The 20727-nt window shown below is 46.7% G+C and carries 18 protein-coding genes; 5 read left to right on the top strand and 13 right to left on the bottom strand.

The window, feature by feature from the left end; all coding sequences use genetic code 11:
- Positions 1–128 precede the first annotated feature (128 nt).
- Both ACFQ3J_RS19405 and ACFQ3J_RS19400 read left to right on the top strand, forming a co-directional pair.
- Positions 129–1568, top strand: coding sequence for a glycoside hydrolase family 1 protein (locus ACFQ3J_RS19405; protein ID WP_251583740.1), 1440 nt, complete (start codon positions 129–131; stop codon positions 1566–1568).
- A gap of 172 nt (positions 1569–1740) precedes the next feature.
- The gene (locus tag ACFQ3J_RS19400; RefSeq protein ID WP_251583739.1) at positions 1741–2724 is read left to right on the top strand and encodes a LacI family DNA-binding transcriptional regulator; all 984 of its coding nucleotides are present in this window, start codon (positions 1741–1743) and stop codon (positions 2722–2724) included.
- On the opposite strand, the gene ACFQ3J_RS19395 is transcribed toward ACFQ3J_RS19400, so the two are convergent.
- The 6 genes from ACFQ3J_RS19395 to ACFQ3J_RS19370 form a co-directional block, all read right to left on the bottom strand.
- Positions 2721–4697, bottom strand: coding sequence for an RNA polymerase sigma factor (locus ACFQ3J_RS19395; RefSeq protein WP_251583738.1), 1977 nt, complete (start codon positions 4695–4697; stop codon positions 2721–2723). The genes ACFQ3J_RS19400 and ACFQ3J_RS19395 overlap by 4 nt on opposite strands.
- A gap of 44 nt (positions 4698–4741) precedes the next feature.
- Positions 4742–5212: a hypothetical protein gene (locus ACFQ3J_RS19390; RefSeq protein ID WP_251583737.1), complete on the bottom strand. Its 471-nt coding sequence runs from the start codon at positions 5210–5212 to the stop codon at positions 4742–4744.
- 101 nt (positions 5213–5313) lie between these two features.
- Entirely contained in the window at positions 5314–5523 is a 210-nt protein-coding gene (locus ACFQ3J_RS19385) for a hypothetical protein (RefSeq protein WP_091159435.1), read from the bottom strand.
- 148 nt (positions 5524–5671) lie between these two features.
- Positions 5672–7588, bottom strand: a complete 1917-nt coding sequence (locus ACFQ3J_RS19380; protein ID WP_251583736.1) for an RNA polymerase sigma factor — start codon at positions 7586–7588, stop codon at positions 5672–5674.
- A 169-nt stretch (positions 7589–7757) separates the two neighbouring features.
- A complete protein-coding gene (locus ACFQ3J_RS19375) occupies positions 7758–8195 on the bottom strand; it encodes an RrF2 family transcriptional regulator (protein ID WP_091159432.1) in 438 nt (145 codons plus the stop codon).
- Positions 8196–8500: 305 nt separating this feature from the next.
- Positions 8501–9667, bottom strand: coding sequence for a hypothetical protein (locus tag ACFQ3J_RS19370; RefSeq protein ID WP_091159431.1), 1167 nt, complete (start codon positions 9665–9667; stop codon positions 8501–8503).
- A 281-nt stretch (positions 9668–9948) separates the two neighbouring features.
- Here ACFQ3J_RS19370 and ACFQ3J_RS19365 point away from each other — a divergent pair, with 281 nt between their 5' ends.
- Positions 9949–10443, top strand: a complete 495-nt coding sequence (locus ACFQ3J_RS19365) for a CcdC family protein (protein ID WP_251583872.1) — start codon at positions 9949–9951, stop codon at positions 10441–10443.
- Positions 10444–10702: 259 nt separating this feature from the next.
- Here the strand turns inward: ACFQ3J_RS19365 and map are convergent, their stop codons facing one another.
- Together map and ACFQ3J_RS19355 are read right to left on the bottom strand one after the other, a co-directional pair.
- Positions 10703–11449 (bottom strand): type I methionyl aminopeptidase, encoded by a 747-nt coding sequence (gene map, locus ACFQ3J_RS19360; RefSeq protein ID WP_076314834.1) that lies wholly within the window; start codon positions 11447–11449, stop codon positions 10703–10705.
- Positions 11450–11600: 151 nt separating this feature from the next.
- Entirely contained in the window at positions 11601–12245 is a 645-nt protein-coding gene (locus tag ACFQ3J_RS19355) for a hypothetical protein (RefSeq protein WP_091159429.1), read from the bottom strand.
- A 481-nt stretch (positions 12246–12726) separates the two neighbouring features.
- On the opposite strand from ACFQ3J_RS19355, the gene ACFQ3J_RS19350 reads away from it, so the two are divergent.
- Positions 12727–13695: an L-lactate dehydrogenase gene (locus ACFQ3J_RS19350; protein WP_091159427.1), complete on the top strand. Its 969-nt coding sequence runs from the start codon at positions 12727–12729 to the stop codon at positions 13693–13695.
- Between the two features lie 341 nt (positions 13696–14036).
- Here the strand turns inward: ACFQ3J_RS19350 and ACFQ3J_RS19345 are convergent, their stop codons facing one another.
- The 5 genes from ACFQ3J_RS19345 to ACFQ3J_RS19325 all read right to left on the bottom strand — a co-directional run bounded on the left by ACFQ3J_RS19345 (position 14037) and on the right by ACFQ3J_RS19325 (position 18568).
- The gene (locus ACFQ3J_RS19345) at positions 14037–14759 is read right to left on the bottom strand and encodes an ABC transporter permease (protein ID WP_251583735.1); all 723 of its coding nucleotides are present in this window, start codon (positions 14757–14759) and stop codon (positions 14037–14039) included.
- Positions 14760–14761: 2 nt separating this feature from the next.
- Complete coding sequence (locus ACFQ3J_RS19340; RefSeq protein ID WP_251583734.1) at positions 14762–15478, bottom strand: ABC transporter permease; 717 nt, start codon at positions 15476–15478, stop codon at positions 14762–14764.
- Positions 15475–16386, bottom strand: a complete 912-nt coding sequence (locus tag ACFQ3J_RS19335; RefSeq protein WP_091159426.1) for an ABC transporter ATP-binding protein — start codon at positions 16384–16386, stop codon at positions 15475–15477. The genes ACFQ3J_RS19340 and ACFQ3J_RS19335 overlap by 4 nt, the downstream gene beginning before the upstream one ends.
- Positions 16387–16448: 62 nt before the next feature.
- Entirely contained in the window at positions 16449–17894 is a 1446-nt protein-coding gene (locus ACFQ3J_RS19330) for a sensor histidine kinase (protein WP_251583733.1), read from the bottom strand.
- Positions 17891–18568, bottom strand: a complete 678-nt coding sequence (locus ACFQ3J_RS19325; RefSeq protein ID WP_091159422.1) for a response regulator transcription factor — start codon at positions 18566–18568, stop codon at positions 17891–17893. The genes ACFQ3J_RS19330 and ACFQ3J_RS19325 overlap by 4 nt, the downstream gene beginning before the upstream one ends.
- 321 nt (positions 18569–18889) lie before the next feature.
- On the opposite strand from ACFQ3J_RS19325, the gene ACFQ3J_RS19320 reads away from it, so the two are divergent.
- Entirely contained in the window at positions 18890–20632 is a 1743-nt protein-coding gene (locus ACFQ3J_RS19320) for an alpha-glycosidase (protein WP_251583732.1), read from the top strand.
- Positions 20633–20727: the final 95 nt, after the last annotated feature.

Genomic DNA, 20727 nt, shown 5'->3' with positions numbered 1-20727 from the left:
AACAAGGCTGTTTACAAAAATTTCACGAAAGGACTATTGCTCTGAAATGCATTTCATAACTTAAGATGCTTATGTAAAAACTATTGTCAGCTGTGATTATGGATTTAACTTGCAAGGAGGACATAAAAATGATACATGAAAAATTGCCGCCATTCCCCGCGGGCTTTCTCTGGGGCTCTGCTTCTGCTGCCTATCAGATTGAAGGAGCTTGGAATGAAGACGGCAAGGGACCTTCTGTCTGGGATTTGTATACCAAAGTTCCAGGCACCACATATAAGGATACCAACGGCGATATCGCGGTCGATCACTATCACAGATACAAGGAAGACGTACAGCTCATGGCTGAAATGGGTCTTAAATCGTACCGATTCTCGGTCAGCTGGCCAAGAATTTATCCCCATGGTTCAGGTGAGGTGAACGAGGAGGGACTCACATTTTATGACAACCTGATTAATGAGCTGGTTGCCCACAATATTGAGCCTGTGCTGACCCTGTATCATTGGGACGTGCCTCAGGCACTTCAAGAGCGATACGGTGCTTGGGAATCACGTGAAATCATCGAAGACTTCAATCAGTACTGCATCACCTTGTACAAAAGATTCGGAGACCGGGTGAAATACTGGGTGTCACTTAACGAACAGAATCATAATACCAATCACGCCTACATGCTTGGCATGCATCCACCGGGAGTCAAGAACCGCAAGCGGTTCTACGAAGCCAACCACATCATGTTCCTTGCGAACGCGCAGGCAATCGCCTCCTTCCGCAAATATGTTCCCGACGGGAAGATTGGACCAAGCTTTGCCTATACCCCATCCTATCCGGCTTCCAGCTCACCGCAAGACATGCTGGCATATGAGAATGCCGAGGAGTTCACAAGCTATTGGTGGCTGGACGTATATTGCCGGGGTGAATATCCCAGCATTCCGTATCGCCATCTGAAGCAGCAGGGGCTCGCTCCCGTATTTGAGGAAGGAGATCAGGAATTGCTTAAGCAAGGCATGCCGGACTTCGTAGGCGTAAACTATTATCAGACCATCACGTACGAGCACAATCCGCTGCAAGGCGGTGTTTCTTCGGGTAAAATGAACAACACAGGCAAAAAAGGCAGCAATGAATCGACCGGGGTCCCAGGACTGTATAAGACAGCGAACAATCCTCACATTGAGAAATCGAACTGGGATTGGAACATCGACCCGATCGGACTTCGTATCGGCATGCGCCGGATCACAAGCCGCTATGATCTCCCTATCTTTATTACAGAGAACGGACTTGGCGAGTTTGACAAGCTCGAATCAGATGACCGGATTCATGATGAATACCGGATCGCCTACCTTAAATCCCATCTTCATCAGTGCAAGCAGGCGATCGCTGACGGTGTGGAGCTGATTGGCTATTGCAGCTGGTCCTTTACTGACCTGCTGAGCTGGCTGAACGGCTATCAGAAGCGATATGGCTTCGTCTACGTCAATCAGGATGAGGAAGGCGGCAAGGATCTACGCCGTATCAAGAAAGACAGCTTTTTCTGGTACCAGGATGTCATTCAGACCAACGGAGAAAACATCTAGATTTTCCCTCCTCTGGATCTTCTGAGTTTACTCAATTCACTGGATTCTCTAAGTGTCCTAAATGTAACTGCGCTTCTACTAAGCCCCTTCCGAGGGGCTTTTTTTGTACATGCATTTCGCGATAAACCGTATACAAGGGTATAATGTCGTTAGATCAGGAGGTGCTACATCATTGGCCAACATTAAAACAATTGCCAAGCTGGCCGGCGTATCTGTAACTACGGTGTCCCGAGTGCTGAACAATCATCCATACGTCAATGAAGCCACTCGTCAGAAAGTACAGCGTATTATGGAGAAGGAAGGATATCAGCCGAATTCGAGTGCGGTGCATTTGATCAAGGGGCAGACAAACAGTGTTGGTGTCATCGTCCCGAGCAGCCATCCCTATTTTCAAACGATATTGTCGGGCATTATGGATGAAGCGGCTAAATCCGGTTACGGTGCACTGCTCTATCAATCTCGTTATGAGACGCATGAAGAACATAAGGCACTACAGCTGTTGTCCACCAAACAGATTGACGGTCTCATCTTCTGCTCCCGTGCACTTGAGCTTGAAGCCATTGCCGCTTACGCCAAGTATGGTCCAGTCGTTACTTGTGAGTATACAGAGCATGAGCGCATCGCAGCTGTTTATACCGATCACTATGAAGCCTTTCAGACGGGAATACAGTATCTGATTCAGCACGGTCATACGGCTATCGGTTATTGTGTAGGGCGACCTGACAGTGCAAGCAGCCAGGCTCGATATCTTGCTTATAAGACCCTGCTTCACGAGCATGGGGAGGTCTTACGACCGGAATGGATATTTACCAATTGTACAGAGATTAAAGACGGCATCCGCGTCATTGATACCCTCATGACGATGGAGGAACGTCCGACCGCCCTGCTCGTTACAGGCGATGAGGCCGCGGCCGGGGTCATCCTGAGAGCTCAGGCCATCGGACTACGTATTCCAGAGGATATTGCGATTATCGGCTTCGACAATCTTCCGATCTCCGAGGCACTCGGTCTTACGACGATTGACCAGCATTTGCAGGAGATTGGAAGAGAAGCCTTTCGCACGTTTTACCATAGCAGGAATACGGATGTGAAGGACAACGGGCGCAGCCCCAAGACTGCAATTCCCTTTGAATTGATTGAAAGATCCAGCGTCTAATTCTGTGGTTTCTTCATGAGGGTAATTGAGATACGGCCTTCTCGCGGATCATAGTTCGACAGATCCTTGATATCGTTTAGATTATCTTGATCATGAACAGAAAAGTAGAATGTAAGGGGCTGCACGTAATTTAGATCGGGAATGAGCATGTTAAGATTATCGGCTTCCGCTATTTTAGCTACTGCTGTATAAACATTTCCTCCTGCATCTGTATAAAGATCAGAAATTTTGTATTGGACCCCTTCCCAAACAGGAAATTGAATCGTATGATAACGATGGTTTGACTGCTCTGCATAGGTGATCCCGAAGGATTCAGGCTTCATCCCTGCAGGATACTGGACGAGCGCAGGATTATTTATATCAATTACAAGAGGAGTATCCAGGTTGAACAGCTCCTCAGCTAACGTTAGCTGGATCTCTTCATAATCATCTTCATAATAGATAGATGGAAAGATCAGGTCCGTACCTGAAATTTCAGCGACTCTGCTGCCAGAACTCGAATTCTCTCTTACCCGGTCCAATTGAATATCCTTCAGGCTCTCTATCCCTTTTTCATTGTTTATATCAGGCTTAATCTTCACTCGCGTATAATCCGAGCTGATCTCTAACCCGGTAATATAGTATATCTGGCCTTCAATTGTAAAGCTCTCATCCAGTGTAATCTCTTTGGCCGGCTGCTCAACCTCATGAGGGTAATCTGTTTCCAGCGTTACTGTATGAGGCTCATCCCCCTGCACCTCAATATTAAATTGGAGCAATGCGCCTTCAGTAGTAACCGTCGAATTGGTTCTATTAAATATGACAATCCCCTTCTCGTGGTCCTCCGTCGATTCCAGAACGACTTGATCCTGTAAATACCCTAACAGCAGCAAAGTTGATCGATCCAAAATAGATCCGTCCACGATTGAGTTCGTAATCTTCGCGTCATCCTTCTCCAACGTATACCACAGGATAGTTTCATTGCCATTATCTATAGCCCCATCAATAATAAGCCGCGAACCACCGTTCAGTTCCATCGCATATCCGAGCGTCTTGTAATCCCCATCTTCCACTCGCGATCTGAGATACTCATTGCTGGTTGGATCACGATGAATCAAGCTTTCATCCGGGACGACTCTTGTGCCGGAGAAGTTTAGAGACGCATGAATCTCCTTCTCGCGGAAAGGGTTTAGAACAATGATAACCAGGACAACTACACCAAGCGATACACCCAGCGCCCAGCTCCATACCTTCTTGTTACTGCATTTAGGGAGGATGCCCTCTCGAGCATTGAGCAGTCCCTTCTGCACTGCTGCATCCGCGTCGTTACTCAATTCCACCGACTTCAAGTATTCTTTTTCCTTGGAGAAGTGCCTGCGAATATAAGACGAGACCGCCGCCGCTTCGCCTTCCCCCATCTCTTTCGCCATAGCATCCAACATCTCATCAAGCCGATTTGAAGCCGTCTTCTCCGTTCTTGATATGTATTCGGCAATCTCAGCTATAGGTTGTTCTGCAATATAAGTCAGCAGAAATATGACACTCTGTTCAAAGCTCATCCGGCTGATGAGTGTCTCCACCAGGTCTGTTTGGTTGCTGCGCATCATCTGAACATACTCACCAGATGCAGCAGCCGGGTAAGCTACCTTTTTTAAACTTGCCGCAGTCCCATCAGGTTTACTCACTGCAAATGCTGCTTCTACTGCAACACTCGCTCCATTCGCCAACCTCAACCGTTTAGCGTAGAGCACCATATTACGAAACAAGGCAGTCACGAGATCCTCTCGCCGCTTCCCTGCTTTGACCTGATGCCAGGTGATGGACACCGTGGTTGTTACGAGTACACCTGCGGTATTCTTATTCCGGGATAGGGCATAGGCCGTGACAAACAGATGAGCAGCATGACGTTTCGTCAAATGCTCATAAGCATCGAAATTTCCACTTAACGCCGTTGTCTCTAAATCCCGATCGTTCATCTCATCAAAACCGTGCACCGAATCACCTCTTTTTCAAATCAGATTGTGGAGGTCTTCTGCCCCTATTTTTTTACCAGGGCCAAGTTGATGACGTCGCCGTTATCTAATATCTCATCCCCACCTCCAGATAATTGCTCAATAGTGTCGATTTGGAAGGTTAAAGGCTGTGCGTAGTCAAAATCAGCCACCTTATATGCAAGTCTCCCATCAATTTGATCAATGCCTTGAGTAAAGTAGGGTACGCCCTCCGCATCCGAATATTGATTGTTGATGGTATATCCCGACTCCTCTGATGAAGGGAAGAAGATGTAGAAAAAAGAGTCACTAGCAACATCCGTAAGCTCAATATGTCCGTTAAACACTTCCGGTGCTTCTAAGATCTCGCCTGTGTCTGTGTTCAACTCCATTCCACTTATACTATGAATGCTTAGCCTGATCTCAGAATAATCATCATAATACATCGAATCTAAATACCATTCGGATGCACTCCCGAGTCCTTCAATCCAGTCCTTTCCTTCAATCGTTGAACTCATAAAGCTCTCTTCTGTCACAAACAGAATAGGTGGGTTTAATTGATCCATAGTTATGATAATTGGTGGATCTGCCTCCAACTGAACAATTGTCGCATCGGTCGTCAGGCTCCCCTCATTCGCATGTTGTCCCGATCGAATTCAGAACCAAACACCTGATACACATCACTCCACAGCATGACTCGATCTGCGATTGGAGCTTCAGTTCCTTCTGTATTCTCAAGCCTGTACCACAATATTAGTCCTTCATTCGTCTGCATCGCACCGTCTACATACAGGCGAAGGCCGTTCTGTTCAGGCAGCACCTTCCCCATCTTGACGTAATCTCCTTCCTTCAGCCTTTGCCGGGATATGGGATCTTGCCTAAGTGTCCTTTCCCAATAGATCAAAATCTCCTTGGCAAAGCAATCGACAATTCGGAATCATTAGGATCAATATAGGGTCTCATAGCTTCAACTCTTTTCAATTATTTTGTAGTAAGAGAGGAATATTTAACGTCTCCTTATCCACTCTTTCATAACTCACAGGTATAGTAATCGGCTGCTTATAATCCAGGTTTGGGATTGCATAAGTGCGCCATTCTCCCTCGTAACTTGTCCCGCTGGACATATGTACATTGTTCTCCGCATCATAGAACTCAAATGAGAGCTGCCCGTTCGGCACTTCCTCTAGAGAGCTCAGCACCTCTTCATTGATATATCCCGCATCCTTAAAGTACAGCTTGATCTCTGAACCATCCCTTAATCTCTCCATTTTAAAATCACCGTTGAAATGATCTGGATAACCAACTAACCTTCCCTTATCTAGATCCACTTTAAACTCTTCGGTTATCGTCACAAGTCCACCTTCCTTCACCAGCGACAATCCACTGTAATCAAGGTAGTGCACCGGAGGATATATCAGAGTGGTATGCCCTTCTTCGTCAATCTCATAATTCATAGACTGCCCGTTCAAGCCCAAATAGCTCTGGTCGTCAGAACCAAGCCTCAGCCTCAAATTGTGTAAAAGTGCCGCATCCTCCTCGTGTCTGGTTTCCGGTACAATCCTAACCTTGGTATAGTTCTCTGCCAGCTCGACCTCCTTAATCACAAATGAACGATTGTTTAGCTCAAATTCCTGGTTGACTGCAATAAGCTCAGGCTCCTGTGCTGGCACGGACGGAACCGTAAGACTTAAAGAGGTCACCGACTCAGGCTGCTCCGAAGCCGCTGCGTTAAAGATTACAATCCATTCTTCCGGGACTCTCTGATTGACGATATCATGCAGGCTATCAAATACCATCATCCCCTGTATAGTTGAAGGATCTTCTGTCTGCAAGATTTCATTTTCTGACCAATTTCTCATCGTATCACGCGATATAGGGCTGCTGTATCCGTACATATAGCCGCTTAACTTATCCGGCATCACTTGCCCGTTCTTCGTACTTAAGGTATACCAGATCATGGTTGATTCGCCTTGCGTCATCATCCCATCAATAATCAGCTTTAGTCCGTTCTGTTCAACCACATAGCCGAGATATTGAGCGTTCCCTTCCTGCAGCCTTCTCTCGGCGACGCGATTCGAACTTATGGTGCCAAGCCAGTAGCTGTCATCCGGCACGACTCGGGTTCCCGCCCGGTTAAGCGGGTCATGAGTCCCCTTCTCTTCCCAAGGATTCAGGCCAATCACCAGCAATATCATTGTGAAACTGAATATAGCAGCACCTATACCCCATCTTCTTCGAAGCCGCTTGGCGTATTTGCCTGCTCGAGCATCTGTTAGCCCTTGTTGAACAGCGTCTTCTAAAGAGTACTCATCTGAATAAACGGTCCTTCGATCCTTCTCGAACAACGCGTCAAGCACAGCTCGTGAACCATCCATTGCCTGCTTGGCTTGCTGTAAACTGGCGGTGGCCAGCCTCTCCCCTATTCCCGTATACTCTCCAATCTCGGCAGGCGTTTTGTCTAGTATGTATGTGGCTAATAGCATCGCAAGCTCTTCAAACGGCAGACTATTCAGTTTCTGTGACAGCAATCGGTCGGTATCCCTTATCATTTGGAATGGGGTCTCGTATTCCGCCGGAACAGGGGGAAGTGTTGCATCCCATGCTGCGGCTCCATATCGTCGCTTCTTCGCAACAGCATACATCGTCTTAAATATATAATTCACAAGCTGAGCTTGGTCCCAAAGCTGATTGCGCAGCTGCCAGCTCTTCGCGATCGATTCTGCGAGTAAACGCTTCGCACCCTCGCCTCCACCGCTGTATACATATGACCAAGCATAGAGCTCTTTGCCATATCGCCGAACCAGCTCCTCATACGCTTCAAAATCACCTTGGCAGGCAGCAATCGACAATTCAGAATCATCCAAATGTACGTATAAGTCCATGCCTGTTCTCATAGTCCACCCCCTCTCGGTAAATATTTCAATAATTAAAGACATACTCATTGTATATTAAAAACCATAATAAGGTAATATAATCCTTTTATTAACTATTACTGGAAACCAAAAAAAGATCCAGCCATCATGCCAGATCTTTAAATCAATGATATTACTTATGTTAAGCCTTTTATGTTAAATCCCTATTCTTCCACTTATCCTCCAGACGGTGCTTCACTTCTGCAAGGGTAATACTGTCCAGGTATTGTTCCACCACATGCTCTCCATCATGATAAATGGTACCCATCACATCCTTGATATTAGAGGATACCAAGCAGCTGGAGCTCTCATCCCCCGAACGCCAATGAGGTCCAAAGGATCCTAACGCAAACAAGCGGTACAAATCACCAAGTCTCACTTCATTTGGCTTGCTGTTCAGCATATAACCACCGTGAGCCCCTTCCTTTGTCATTACATACTGATGCTTGCGCAGCACACTAAGCACTTTCCGTACTCTGGCAGGATGCGTCGATACACTCTCTGCAATGTCCTCGCTATTTGCGATGCGTCCTTCACGGATACCCAAAAACAATAGGCAATGCACTGCAATCGTGAACTCACTGTTCATTACCTTGACCTCCTGTATTAGCGCTCAAAGCTTCCTGTCTCCAGTAACCTTATAAATTAGTTATGCCCTGAAATCGTCTATTAATCTCTGACTCTCATCATTCGTATATATCTACATGTATGATAAACTCACTTCCTAGCAACTGTTATTCTATTGATAACAGTTTTGTTTGTCAAGTTTCCCTCGAATCCATAACTTTCCTTCAGCAGAATTGGCTGAGTGTTCTTTATTATATCCATCTAGGATTTTGCATAATTCCGTTTGTTAAGTTAAGAGAGATCTTCGCTTAATTGTACAAAAAAAGCCTACACCCTCTTCTGTATAGACTCTTCTTCGTCACTCTCATATATATAAACCTGTCTGCTCTCAATATATGACAAAATGGTTTTCATCATAGGAATATAGATATTCCAGTAAAAAGCATTTGGACTGGAATCAGGTATGAAGCTGCCGACAAACTTGTCCCAGCCTTTATATTGAACCATTAAGGGCGAGACCGTTCGTTCTGCAAAATCACCGGCAAAATAATATGATTGATGCGACTTCTGCTCATACTGAATAATGGCTGGGAACTGTGCAGGAACTCCCGCCCTTCTCAGCTTAGCTGAGCCAGAGCTCGTTAATTCAAGCTTATAATTCGCTACAGTCTCCGCACCAGACTTGGGAGCAACAACCTCAAACCATTGATTATAGCGGGCTGATCTTTCGACATTGTATTTATCACTGTTCTCTTTGGAAAATGAGATGGACATACCGGACTCCCTTAGGTCTTGTCTGTCGAGCACAATTACTTCACCTTCATGATGTATAAGTACAATCCCTATCCCGCTATAAGACCATTCCTTGCCAGTCTGTTCTGTATACTTCTCCATAATATGTAGGGGAACTTCTGTTGATAAATTCTCATAGTATTTCCCGGCCCAGCCCTTCCATTCCACACCCAGCATCTTCTGAAGCTGCCTGCTAACCGATTGTGCCGTCGGAGCTGCCAATATACTATGTTCGGCAATAATTGTTGTTCCTGTCATAGCAGCAGCCTGAATCTTCTGGACATCTGTCAAATTCATTCCGCCATACACCAATTCCTCGATTTGCTCCTCCCTTTCTTCCTTCGAATGTACAGAATTATAGATACCGTAAGAATCTGCAAGATAGATCAGATCGGCTCCACGAAGCGTAGCAGGCAAGCGCCTCATCCGTTCATCTCCGGTCTTGTGCGGATGGTATCCATAGTAAGATTTATCATATTGATATCCCGCTCCACTCTGATCCACAATCTTCTGCTGATTGAGCAGCCAGATCAGCCCTTTATGCTCACGGTATGAAATGTCAGGAACAGTTTTATCTACAATCACAACATCAATAACCCGGCTCGGCGCCGCTCTCCATTGAATCCAAGGGAAAGTGAGAAGCAGCAATGCACCAACCAGTATCGCAAGTCCTGCCTTGAACTTCCATTCCCTTGGCCTCACTTCTCTCTTCCCCCTTCACTTCAATATTTATATAACTTAGATGACTATTTCATAAAAATATAGAAGTACATTCCTAGTATATGACCTGTTTCCGCAAATTGGAAGAAAAGTTCTTGATCATTCGATAATTTTCTACAAATTCCTACAACAATGCATACTCGAGCTTAACTCATTCTATATAACACTTCATATTTCACGGGATATACTTACAGTATTTCTAGGGAACTATGATATACTAAAGAAAAATGATTTTCTATTAGAGAGAGGTCCTTTACGTGGCAATGAACTCCTCATTTCTCCAGATCGCCGCAACGATCGGCATGATCTTTATTGCTGTGAGCGCTATCATCATTCGTATGAAGGCAGCCAATCGGCCAATTAATAAGAAAAGAATCATCATCCCTCCGCTCGGCATGAGCACGGGGTTTCTTATGTTTGTTGTGCCGGACACGCATATTCCGTGGCTGTGGGCACTCCTTGCGTTTCTGGTCGGCTGGTTTATCTTCTCATATCCGCTGATCAAGAGCACCAAGTTTGAAGTTAGAGACGGAAAGGTCTTTGTTACCAGCTCCAAGAGCTTCATGTTCATACTGGTCGGTCTTCTGATCGTCAGACTTGTGCTGCATGAAGTCGTTCATCAGTATATTTCCGTAGTGCAGACAGGTGCCGTCTTCTTCATTCTCGCCTTCGGCATGCTCCTCCACTGGAGACTATATATGCTGAAGCACTACAACGAAACTTATGGTTCAGCATTTGAACCTTCTGCTAAGCAATAACGATTTCTGTAAGACACCGTGATCTATGAAGCTCGCTCAGAAGCTACAATAATAAACACCATTTCATATAAAAGGCTCAGTACACGGGATGAATTCCTCCCACATGTACTGAGCTTTTTTGGGATATATGCTCCCTTCAAGTAATAAAGAGCAGCATCCCTTCATATGGAGGATAGAAGGAATGCTGCTCTCTATATTGCGGCCGTGGCCTTGAATGATCCTGGATCAGCAAGCGTCCTATGCTGCAGGATCATTCCTATTATTGCTCGGTTAGAATGACCGGGCCATCTGCCGTAATGGCGATGGTATGTTCATACTGTGCAGACAATTCGCCGTCCTGTGTACGGGCTGTCCACCCGTCGCTGTCCAGCTTGCTGCGGAAGGTACCGACATTCAGCATCGGCTCAATCGTAATGACCATGCCTTCCTTCAGACGCGGTCCGCGTCCGGCTGGTCCGTAATGAGGCACTTGCGGCTCTTCATGCATATCCTGACCGATACCATGCCCAATGAATTCCCGAACGACCGAGAATCCTTCGCCTTCAGCATACACCTGGATTGCGTTGGAAATATCCCCGATCCGGTTGCCAATAACGGCTTTTTCGATACCCTTATACAGGGATTCTTTGGTCACATCCAGCAGCTTCTGAGCCTGCTCGGATACATTACCAACCGCATAAGACCAAGCGGAATCCGCCAGCCAGCCGTCCAGATTAACGACCATATCCACCGTTACGATATCCCCGTCCTTCAGCGCGTATTTTCCAGGGAACCCGTGGCAGATCACGTCATTTACCGAAGCACAGGTGGCATATGGATAACCGTTGTAGCCTTTTTGCTCTGGAGTCGCTCCATGCTTCTTCATGAAGCTCTCTGCAAAAGCATCAATCTCTTGCGTCTGAATGCCAGGGCGAATGAGCCCGGCAATCTCTCTATGGCAAGCGGCGAGAATCTCGCCAGCCTTCTTCATATACTGTATTTCATCTTTGCTCTTCAAAATAATCATTTGTGGCTCTCCTTGTCGCTTTTATCAATCACTCCTTTCTATTGTAACTCTAATACTGTAAAAATAAAAACAAATTCCTATGCTTTAGGCGGTCCTGTATCTTGATTCGTCACTTTTTGATGAAGAGTGGAGCGGATGAATTTTCGCATCATCACGCCTCCCTCCTACTCTTTGGGAGCAATCCGAACAGCATCCTCAGTGAGTGCCCCCTCTGCTTGGATTTTGGCTTCTGATTTCGCCCCTGATAGCTTCGCAAATTCGTGATCAGCTGACGGTCACGATCCTCATCAAGCTTCTCCTTAATCCATAAGCGCTGTTCTTCTACCTGCTCCTGCAGCTGTTCATTTTGCTTCATCAGCTTCGTTTGCTCACGTTCGAGCTCAGCCATGCGTTCCTGTAGTATTTTCCATTCCATATTGAGCTGCTTGACTTGCTCCTGCTCCACTCCTGCCTTCTGAAGAACCTTCTCCTGCTCAATTAGTGGTGAATGTGCACTTGCCTGTTGTATATCAGAGTCATCCTTGGCCGCTGCAGCCATATCATGATTCAGCTCCATAACGAGCACGGCTGCATCATTCAGCGGCAGATTCTGCTCTCTCATCAAATTCATCATTTCCTTGATCCGCTCAATTTCAAGCGTTCCAAATAGTCTCGATTTATTCGCAGCCCGTTCAAAACGATGCCCTTGCTCCTCCAGCGCAGCCGCGTATTTGCGGAGTGTGCTTGCGCCGATCCCCAATTCCTTAGCCGTTTCCGTGGTAGCTCCTGCTTCATTCATATTCAAATGCATATTCATTATCATTCCCTCCCGAATTTTTTAGGGTCTAATAAATCATTAACGTATGCCGACATTAATCAAACTTCATACCATGCACTTGCCTGTTAGGAAACAGCGCTATTTCTTCCGCTTGATCAGGGCGGAACAGCGAAATAGTTGTCTGTGAGATAAGCAATTCGCCTCTCTCCCCTTCAAATCCTTTGGCATATTTCTTCTAAGAATGTGGGATCGTAAGAAGTTTTGTCAGGGTGGAATTACGACGCCCCTCCCCGTCCGTTCGACACTTTATGCCGGATTTCACGTGGGATAATGAACAAGAGTTTCATTGCACGTCATCTATTTGTAATAATTGTTCACTTAATTTACCGTATGATCTGAATCCCCATTGCTATTCAAGAGAAAATTATGTTATCTTATGTAACGTTGAATAGGCATATGCATACAATACAAATATAGATGCTAGGCAGATAACTACATGGAGACAGGAGGAAAGCAGGTTATGCGAAATAGAACAGGAAAAGTGGCGATTGTCGGGGCGGGTCTTGTCGGATCTAGCGCAGCTTATTCCATGATCAATCAGGCGATTGCAGGAGAAATCATGCTTATTGGCCGCACTTATGAGAAGGCGCTTGGGCAGGCACTCGACTTGTCCCACAGCATGGATTTTACGTATCAGCGCACCAAGGTCCATGCCGGAACTTATGCCGACTGCAAGGATATGGATGTCATCGTCCTGACGGCAGGAGCCAGTGTGAAGCCAGGCCAGACCCGGCTTGATATTCTGGGAGAAGCAGAAATTATTACTAAAGATATCGTTCAGCCAATCATGGAGAGCGGCTTTAATGGTGTATTTGTCGTTGCGGCAAATCCTGTGGATATTATTACGTACTTGGTATGGAAGCTGTCAGGACTGCCGCGGAATCAGGTCATCGGCACAGGCACATCCATTGACTCCTCAAGACTCAAGACGATTCTGTCCGAAGTGTTCTCCATCGATCCGCGCAGTGTCCACGGCTATGCGCTGGGCGAGCATGGAGAGTCCCAATTTGTCGCCTGGTCCCATGTCACGATTGGAGGAAAGCCGATCCTACATATTCTTGATCAGCATAAAGAGAGATTCAAAACACTGGATCTTGAGGATATTGCACGAAAGACCCGGGACGCAGGCTGGGAGATCTTCACCCGCAAAGGCTCTACGCAGTTTGGCATTGGCAGCGCCATCGCTTTTATCACCCGTTCCATTCTAACGGATGATCATAAGATTATAGCGGTGTCCGCCATTCTTGACGGTGAGTACGGCGAGACCGACATGTGCATCGGCGTTCCGGCCATTATCGGGAGCGACGGGATTAAGGAGCTGCTTGAATTAAACCTTAGCCAGGAAGAAATGGTCAAGTTCAAGCACTCTTGCCAAATTCTCAGAAATAATATCAACAATCTAAAGATTGACGATATTGCATTGCATTAAGACCTCGTTCTGAAGATGTGTACATGTACATCTATATATATTAAATACAGGGCTGCCCTTAATCGCTGATTAGCGAAAGGCAGCCCTGCTTGTTTTATTCTTGATATCTTATTATAAGGTCATCTGAACATAGTTCATTTTATAAGTCACCGTTCTAAATCTTTTCTACAAATTCCAGCAACGCTTCGCTTATCTCTAAATAATTCGTCCAATGAAGATAATGATGCCCTTTTAAAGGAATTATCGCACTTGAAGCATGGTCTGTCAGTTGAGTTTTGAGAAAAGCCGATTGGGATTTCCCTTCCTCACTCCTTTATGAGGAGGAGCACAACATAGCACAGTCAAATTTCCTTCTGTCTAAAGTACACGGCGCCGAGGAGTATAAACAGAAGCGCACTACCCAGAACGACAGGCAATATGGTCGACATTGGCACCATAAATGCCCCAAAACTGAATTCCTCCCTCGGCATCATGAGCAGGAAGGGCTGTGCCCACGGATAATACGGAGCAACGTCGCTAGAGTTTACGATCAGCAGGTTTGGTATCGTCAGCATAAAATTAATGCCGAGCGGAGCACCGAAGCTGCTCCACATCAAGGATACGAGCAGCTGGAGTGCTGCAAGGGGCAATGTTGCGAGCCATCCCGCTCCGATACTCTGGAGGAGCATCCCCCAAGGAATATCGCTATGCATTCCATGATAAGCACCTGCTGCAAGCAAACTAAGCAATAGAAGCAGCTGGATTACCAGGATTAACACCATAATAACCGTCAGCTTGGCTGCATAGAATGTGAAACGGCTCACCGGGAGTACCAATACCTGCTTCCAGCCACCCGCTGCATGCTCAAACCTGCAGATAAAGGAAGCGAATATTCCTGTGAAGATGGGTAGAAACAGCATCGCGTGAAAAGTAGCCTGGGAAGCCATCAGATCCCAATAACCGGCTGGCTCCGCAATAAAGCCTAGCAGCAGAGCAATAGCTGGACTGACGAGCACCAGCAGCCACACCCACGATTTCATGATTTTAAGTCTTTCCGCAGATAATAGACGAAAGTAGGCACCCATGGTCAAGCCACCTCCTTTTTACCGAATAACGACATTCCGGCTAGAAGCAGTACGGCGCCAAGACCAACACCAAACAAAGCCAGCTTCTCTCCATCCGGCAGCATGATGCTGAACATCGGCCAGGATAGGGGAACAAATTCTGGAAGCTGGGCACTGAACAAGCCCATGATAGCAAGTGTAATGCCAATGGTCACAGACAATGCCTGATTCTCATGAGTCATGGTCAGCATAAACAGAATCGCGATCATCGGCAAAGATGCGGCCAGAGGAAGGAAGCATAGCTTCAGCAGATCCAGCCAGGGTATATGCATATTGAATCCAAGGGTGAGCCCAAGCAGAACAATGCCAATATACAGCAATATACAAGAGCTCAGAAGCAGCATCAATATCACCGAGAATTTGGATAAATACACCTTCCATCTGGATACCGGAAGGGCAAGCAGCTGCTTCCAGGAGCCCTGCTGATACTCTACCCCTGCCATCATCGAACTCAGTATGGTAGCGCCAAGAAGAACGGCAAGCGGCACAAACGGTTCAAAGTTGAAGAGCAGACCATCCCACATCCCCTCTTCACCATACAGCCCCTGCAAATAGTCTAGGCGAAGGCCAAAATTGAGGGCATTCATCGCTACCAGACCAATAGGAGCAAGAAATACGAGAAACCATAAACCTTTTTTTCGTATTTTGAGAAGATCACTATTTAACAGTCGCATCATCATTTAACGACCCCTCCAACCACTTCGAGGAAAAAGTCCTCCAGAGATTGTCTATGTTCCTCAACCCGGTATACGCTGTGATCCTGCTCGACCAATCGGCGGACCAGTGCGGCAATCATATGATCGTCCATATGGTTAAAAGTCAGCCTTGTCCCATCCACCTGACCCCATTGTCCAAGCTCTCTGGCGATTTGAAGAGCATCTTCTGCATCAGATACGGTGAGGCGGATCGTGCTTCCAGCCTCCTGGTGCAGCCGCTCAATCGTATTCTGAAATACAAGCTGACCTTCGCGGATAATACCGACGGTGCTTGCCATCTGTTCTACTTCACTGAGCAGGTGGCTGGAGACGAGCACGGTTATGCCGTATTCCTGCGGCATTCGTTTGATAAGCTCACGAATCTCCTGAATTCCAGAAGGATCAAGACCGTTTGTCGGTTCATCCAGAATGAGCAGCTCAGGATTGCCAAGAAGCGCATTTGCAATACCAAGCCTTTGCTTCATTCCGAGGGAGTACCCCTTTACAGGACGCTTGGCATCCTTCGTCAGATCTACAATACTCAGTACCTCGTCGATTCTCGATTTAGGGACATCCAGCAGTAGACGGCTTGTCTCCAAATTTTGAACTGCATTCAAATGGCCGTAATAGGATGGATACTCGACCAAGGAACCAACCTTTCGGAGTATTTCCATGCGGTGGTTCCGGATATCCTTGCCGAAGATGCGAATATATCCTTTTGTCGGTTTAATAAGTCCGAGCAGCATCCGGATCATCGTTGTTTTTCCAGCGCCGTTCGGTCCTAGGAAACCGTAAATTTCGCCTCTCTTTATTTGCAAGCTGAGCTCTTTTACCGCTGCCTTGCCGCGGTAAGTCTTCCAGACATCAGCTGTTTCAATCATCCATTCATTCATTTGTTTTATCACCTCGGGAACTATCATAACGCTCCAGGTTTAAGGTGAAGTAGGCACGAAGTTTAAGTTTTGTTTAAATTGCTCTTATTCCGGGTATCGGCGGAACGCGGCCCAATAATCATGCTCGCCCCCCGTTCAGAGCTTTCAACTTTGCGCGTAAGCTCCATTCCTTCAAGCAGCAGATCCACAATTCGAAGTCCGATGCCTGCACCGGCCGACGTGGAATCTCCGCTTATGCCGGGCCCATGATCTTCAATCACAATGCACGCCTCGCCAAGATACTGTTCTGTTGCCACTCTTACATATCTGCCTGATTTGGCATGGCGCACAATATTCTGAAACAGGTTGTCCAGTACCCGATGGAAGCCTTGAATATCCACGTTCCATATCAATGGCTGTTCGCTGAGCTCAATGTCGATGATGAAGTCTTCCGATTCCCATATCGGATACCAAGCCGCTGTGCTTTCTCTTACAATCCGGACTACATCTGCCTTCTGCAGCTTCATAGTATACTTTCCGCTCGACAGTAAATTATAGGACAGCAGGTTGTCGATCAATCCCCCAAGGTCGTCAATTTTTCCCTCTATTCGGTGGAGCGATTCCCGTCCATTAGCTGTGAGCGGCTCTTTATGAAGCGCATGGAGATGCCCACGTACGACAGTCAGCGGCGTTCTCAAATCATGCGACAGGTCAGCAATCAGATTTTTACGCAGCTGTTCCTCCTCCTGCTGTCTCCCCCGGCTGTCTCTCAGCTGATGCACCATTCCATTAAAAGATTTCTCCAGCTGTCCAATTTCGTCTGGCTGTCTAACTTCCACCGGCAGCGGAATACCATCAGCTCCAGGCGTGGACACCGCAATCTCAAGCCTTGTAAGTCTCTTGCTGATGCGCCGAAAGAATGACCAGGAAATGAGCATGAACAGCCCGAGAATGATGATCATAGCAAGTGTGTTATAGAACGCCCAGCCTCCCGTGTCAGAAGAGCGGCTCAGAACCTCCCTTGGCAGTGCCAGTGAGATAAACCCTTCACCCAGATCCTCCTGCCCACCGCCAATAAAGGCAACGACAGTAAAGACTTGCAAATTGTTTTGTGCATTCTTCATGTATTCTACAGCATCGGAAGGTTTCCAGCTGGACTGAATCTGCAATGTGTCGGGCTTCTTGAAGCTTGTCACACCTGAATTATCCACCCAGAGAATGGTTGATTCCTTATAATACTCGCCGAGCTCTGCCAGCCTTGATCTGACGCTGTCTTCAGGCAAGCCGCTGAGCTTCTCCGCTTCTTCATGCCAGTCTGATTCGATCTGAATGGAGTTGCCGTAAGGCAGATGATCGTCATTAGCCGAATTTATAATTGGATATAGAATGCCGAAGAGAAGCCCCGTCGACATAAAGGCAATCGGCAGGAACACCATCGCGATAATGACGATTAGCAGATAACGCGACATCAGCGAATTTTTGAAACGTATTCTTCCTTCGTCTGTTCGAAGCTTCCTTCTGTAACTCATGCCTTCACCCGGTAGCCTACGCCCCTGATCGTCTCAATAATTTTTGGTTCAGCCGGATCCTTCTCCAATTTCTCTCGCAGATGACGAATATGGACCATAAGCGTCTTGTCTCCTTCCATATAAGGCTCACCCCATACGGATTCATAAATCTGCTCTTTCGTCTTGATCTGACCCAAATGTCTCAGCAAATAATTAAAAATATGAAACTGCTTGCCGGTAAGCACGATTTCTTCGTTCGTTGCCGTATCAACAATTCGTTGTTCGTCCATATAGACATTCAAATGATGGAGCACGATGTGCTCTGAACGGGGCAGCGCCTGTCCATTTCGCCGAAGCAGTACCTCTACCCTTGCCGCAAGCTCATCCGGATGAAAGGGCTTGGTCAAATAATCATCGGCAAATTCGAGTCCCTGCAGCTTGTCATCAATGGACGTTCGCGCAGAGAGCATTAAGATCGGCAATTCGGGAAGTTCTTTTTTAAGCCGCTGGCCGACGGTGAACCCATCAAGTCCAGGCAGCATAACATCGAGAATCGCAAGATGCGCTCCATGTGCCATGGAGGCAGCATTCTCTCCGCTTTTTAACCAGAGCACATCATAGCCGCGGTCCTCAAGATCCGACCTCACCAGATTTCCGATTTCGATATCATCCTCAACATAGAGCAGCGTTGTCATTCCAGTAACACCTCATTTATAATATATGTACGCGCTTCATTGCAGAAACCAGGATCTGCATGGTATATTAACAAAAACGAAGCTAATCTGCTGTAAAGTTCTACAGTTCAGTATAACTTCCAGCATTTTAACTCACAATTAAAAGGCCATGTTATCTGTGATGAATCAAGGACAGGTACAACCTCGGAGGATATTATCTCTCTTTGGTTGTGCCTTTTGTTTTTATGATCACGACAGGTCGAGCAGGCTAAACACCTTTGCTCCATGGTTCTTATTAATTCATCTTCTATAGAGGCAAATATACAAAGGAGGAGAAGTACGATGCAATTAGAAGCTATTTACCATCACCCTAAACAGCAATGGTCCTGTGCTTATGACAAGGATACCATTATCATTCGTATTCGCACCAAGAGAGATGACATTCATAAGGTCTCCATCTTAACCGGAGATAAATACGACTGGGAGCGAACTAAAAAATACATACCCCTTAGCAAAATGACCTCCGATTCCATGTTCGACTATTTCAGCTGTGAAGTACAGCCGCCTTACCGGCGACTTCGCTATGCCTTCCTGCTGGAAGATGGGGAAGAAAGCATATGGATGGATGAGAACAACTTCCTTGAAGAAGAACCGGACAGCCCGGACCGTATGTTTGAATTCCCTTATATTAATGGAGTCGATGTGTTTACGCCGCCGGCTTGGGTTAAGGATGCTATATTTTATCAAATCTTCCCAGAGCGTTTTGCCAACGGTGACAAGAGCAATGATCCGGAGAGCGTGCTGCCTTGGGGCGGTAAGCCTGAGCGGGATAACTTTTTTGGAGGCGATCTTCAAGGGGTCATTGATCACCTGGATTATTTGAGCGAGCTCGGAATAACAGCCATCTATTTTACTCCGATCTTTGAAGCGACCACCAACCACAAGTATGACACAGAGGATTACATGCGGATTGACCCACATTTTGGAGATGCCGACACCTTGAAGAGGCTGGTGAAGCAGTGCCATAAGCGCGGCATCAAAGTGCTGCTTGATGCCGTCTTTAACCACTCTGGCCGTACATTCAAACCCTTCCTCGATCTGCAGAAGAATGGCGAAGAGTCCAAATACAAGGATTGGTTCTATATTCGCAGCTTCCCGATTGAAGTTGTCGATGGCATTCCAAGCTATGAGACGTTCTCCTTTGAACCGCTGATGCCGAAGCTGAACACCGAGAATCCTGAGGTTAAGGAGTATCTTCTAAACGTGGCAGAGTACTGGATTAAGGAGATCGGAGTAGACGGCTGGCGTCTTGATGTGGCGAATGAGGTAGATCATGAATTCTGGAGAGAATTCCGTCACACCGTCAAGAAGGTGAACCCTGATGCCTACATCCTTGGAGAAGTGTGGAATGATGCTTCACCTTGGCTGCAAGGCGATCAATTCGATGCGGCGATGAACTATCCGTTCACGAATGCTGTCGTCGACTTTTTCATCAAGGAGGAGATCGACGCCTATCAATTTGCCAATTCGATCGGGCGGCAGCTGTCCCGTTACTCGCTTCAAGCGACAGAGGTGGCCTTCAACCTGCTGGACAGTCATGATACGCCTCGCCTGCTCACCTTGAGTAAGGGAGACAAACGCAAAATGAAGCTGGCTGCTCTCTTCCAGTTCACTTATATTGGCACTCCTTGCATATATTACGGGGATGAGATTGGAATGGATGGCGATCAAGATCCGGACTGCCGCAAATGCATGGAATGGGATGAGTCCAAACAGGACCGTGAGCTGTTCACTTATTATCAGCATCTGATTGAACTGCGCAAATCTCATCCTGCTCTTCGTACAGGCAGCATTCACTTCCTTGAAGCCGAGCAGGACGGCAAGAAGCTGGCATACGCACGGACAGACGAGAATGAAACCATCGTTATATTGACCAGCACTTCCGAGGATCCAGAATCCTTCGCTGTTCAGGTGGATGGAGCCTCTTACCTTGATCTCCTGTCCGGCAATGAATGGCCGGTTACGGACGGTAAGCTGAACTTGGAGCTTCCTCCATTCGGTTATGCGGTTCTGAAATCTGTATAATTTTTATTCAAAAAATTAAATAACCGTCAAATAGCCGGATGTTTCTTTCCTTGTTGAGTAATTTCACTTCGAGAGAAGCATCTGGCTTTTTTATG

This window comes from Paenibacillus provencensis, from assembly GCF_042678545.1.
GTDB lineage: Bacteria > Bacillota > Bacilli > Paenibacillales > Paenibacillaceae > Paenibacillus > Paenibacillus provencensis.
Note: the sequence above shows the minus strand (reverse complement) of the source record. Positions and strands in the feature narration are given on the sequence as shown.

Coding starts and splice junctions, on each gene's coding strand:
- ACFQ3J_RS19390 (WP_251583737.1), bottom strand. CDS start 5,212: ATGAGTTCAACGATTGAAGGAAAGGACTGGATTGAAGGACTCGGGAGT.
- ACFQ3J_RS19330 (WP_251583733.1), bottom strand. CDS start 17,894: ATGAGTTACAGAAGGAAGCTTCGAACAGACGAAGGAAGAATACGTTTC.
- ACFQ3J_RS19355 (WP_091159429.1), bottom strand. CDS start 12,245: ATGAATATGCATTTGAATATGAATGAAGCAGGAGCTACCACGGAAACG.
- ACFQ3J_RS19385 (WP_091159435.1), bottom strand. CDS start 5,523: ATGGGGAAGGTGCTGCCTGAACAGAACGGCCTTCGCCTGTATGTAGAC.
- ACFQ3J_RS19345 (WP_251583735.1), bottom strand. CDS start 14,759: ATGGGTGCCTACTTTCGTCTATTATCTGCGGAAAGACTTAAAATCATG.
- ACFQ3J_RS19375 (WP_091159432.1), bottom strand. CDS start 8,195: ATGAACAGTGAGTTCACGATTGCAGTGCATTGCCTATTGTTTTTGGGT.
- ACFQ3J_RS19325 (WP_091159422.1), bottom strand. CDS start 18,568: ATGACAACGCTGCTCTATGTTGAGGATGATATCGAAATCGGAAATCTG.
- ACFQ3J_RS19365 (WP_251583872.1), top strand. CDS start 9,949: ATGAACTCCTCATTTCTCCAGATCGCCGCAACGATCGGCATGATCTTT.
- ACFQ3J_RS19380 (WP_251583736.1), bottom strand. CDS start 7,588: ATGAGAACAGGCATGGACTTATACGTACATTTGGATGATTCTGAATTG.
- ACFQ3J_RS19320 (WP_251583732.1), top strand. CDS start 18,890: ATGCAATTAGAAGCTATTTACCATCACCCTAAACAGCAATGGTCCTGT.
- ACFQ3J_RS19340 (WP_251583734.1), bottom strand. CDS start 15,478: ATGATGATGCGACTGTTAAATAGTGATCTTCTCAAAATACGAAAAAAA.
- ACFQ3J_RS19405 (WP_251583740.1), top strand. CDS start 129: ATGATACATGAAAAATTGCCGCCATTCCCCGCGGGCTTTCTCTGGGGC.
- map (WP_076314834.1), bottom strand. CDS start 11,449: ATGATTATTTTGAAGAGCAAAGATGAAATACAGTATATGAAGAAGGCT.
- ACFQ3J_RS19350 (WP_091159427.1), top strand. CDS start 12,727: ATGCGAAATAGAACAGGAAAAGTGGCGATTGTCGGGGCGGGTCTTGTC.
- ACFQ3J_RS19335 (WP_091159426.1), bottom strand. CDS start 16,386: ATGAATGAATGGATGATTGAAACAGCTGATGTCTGGAAGACTTACCGC.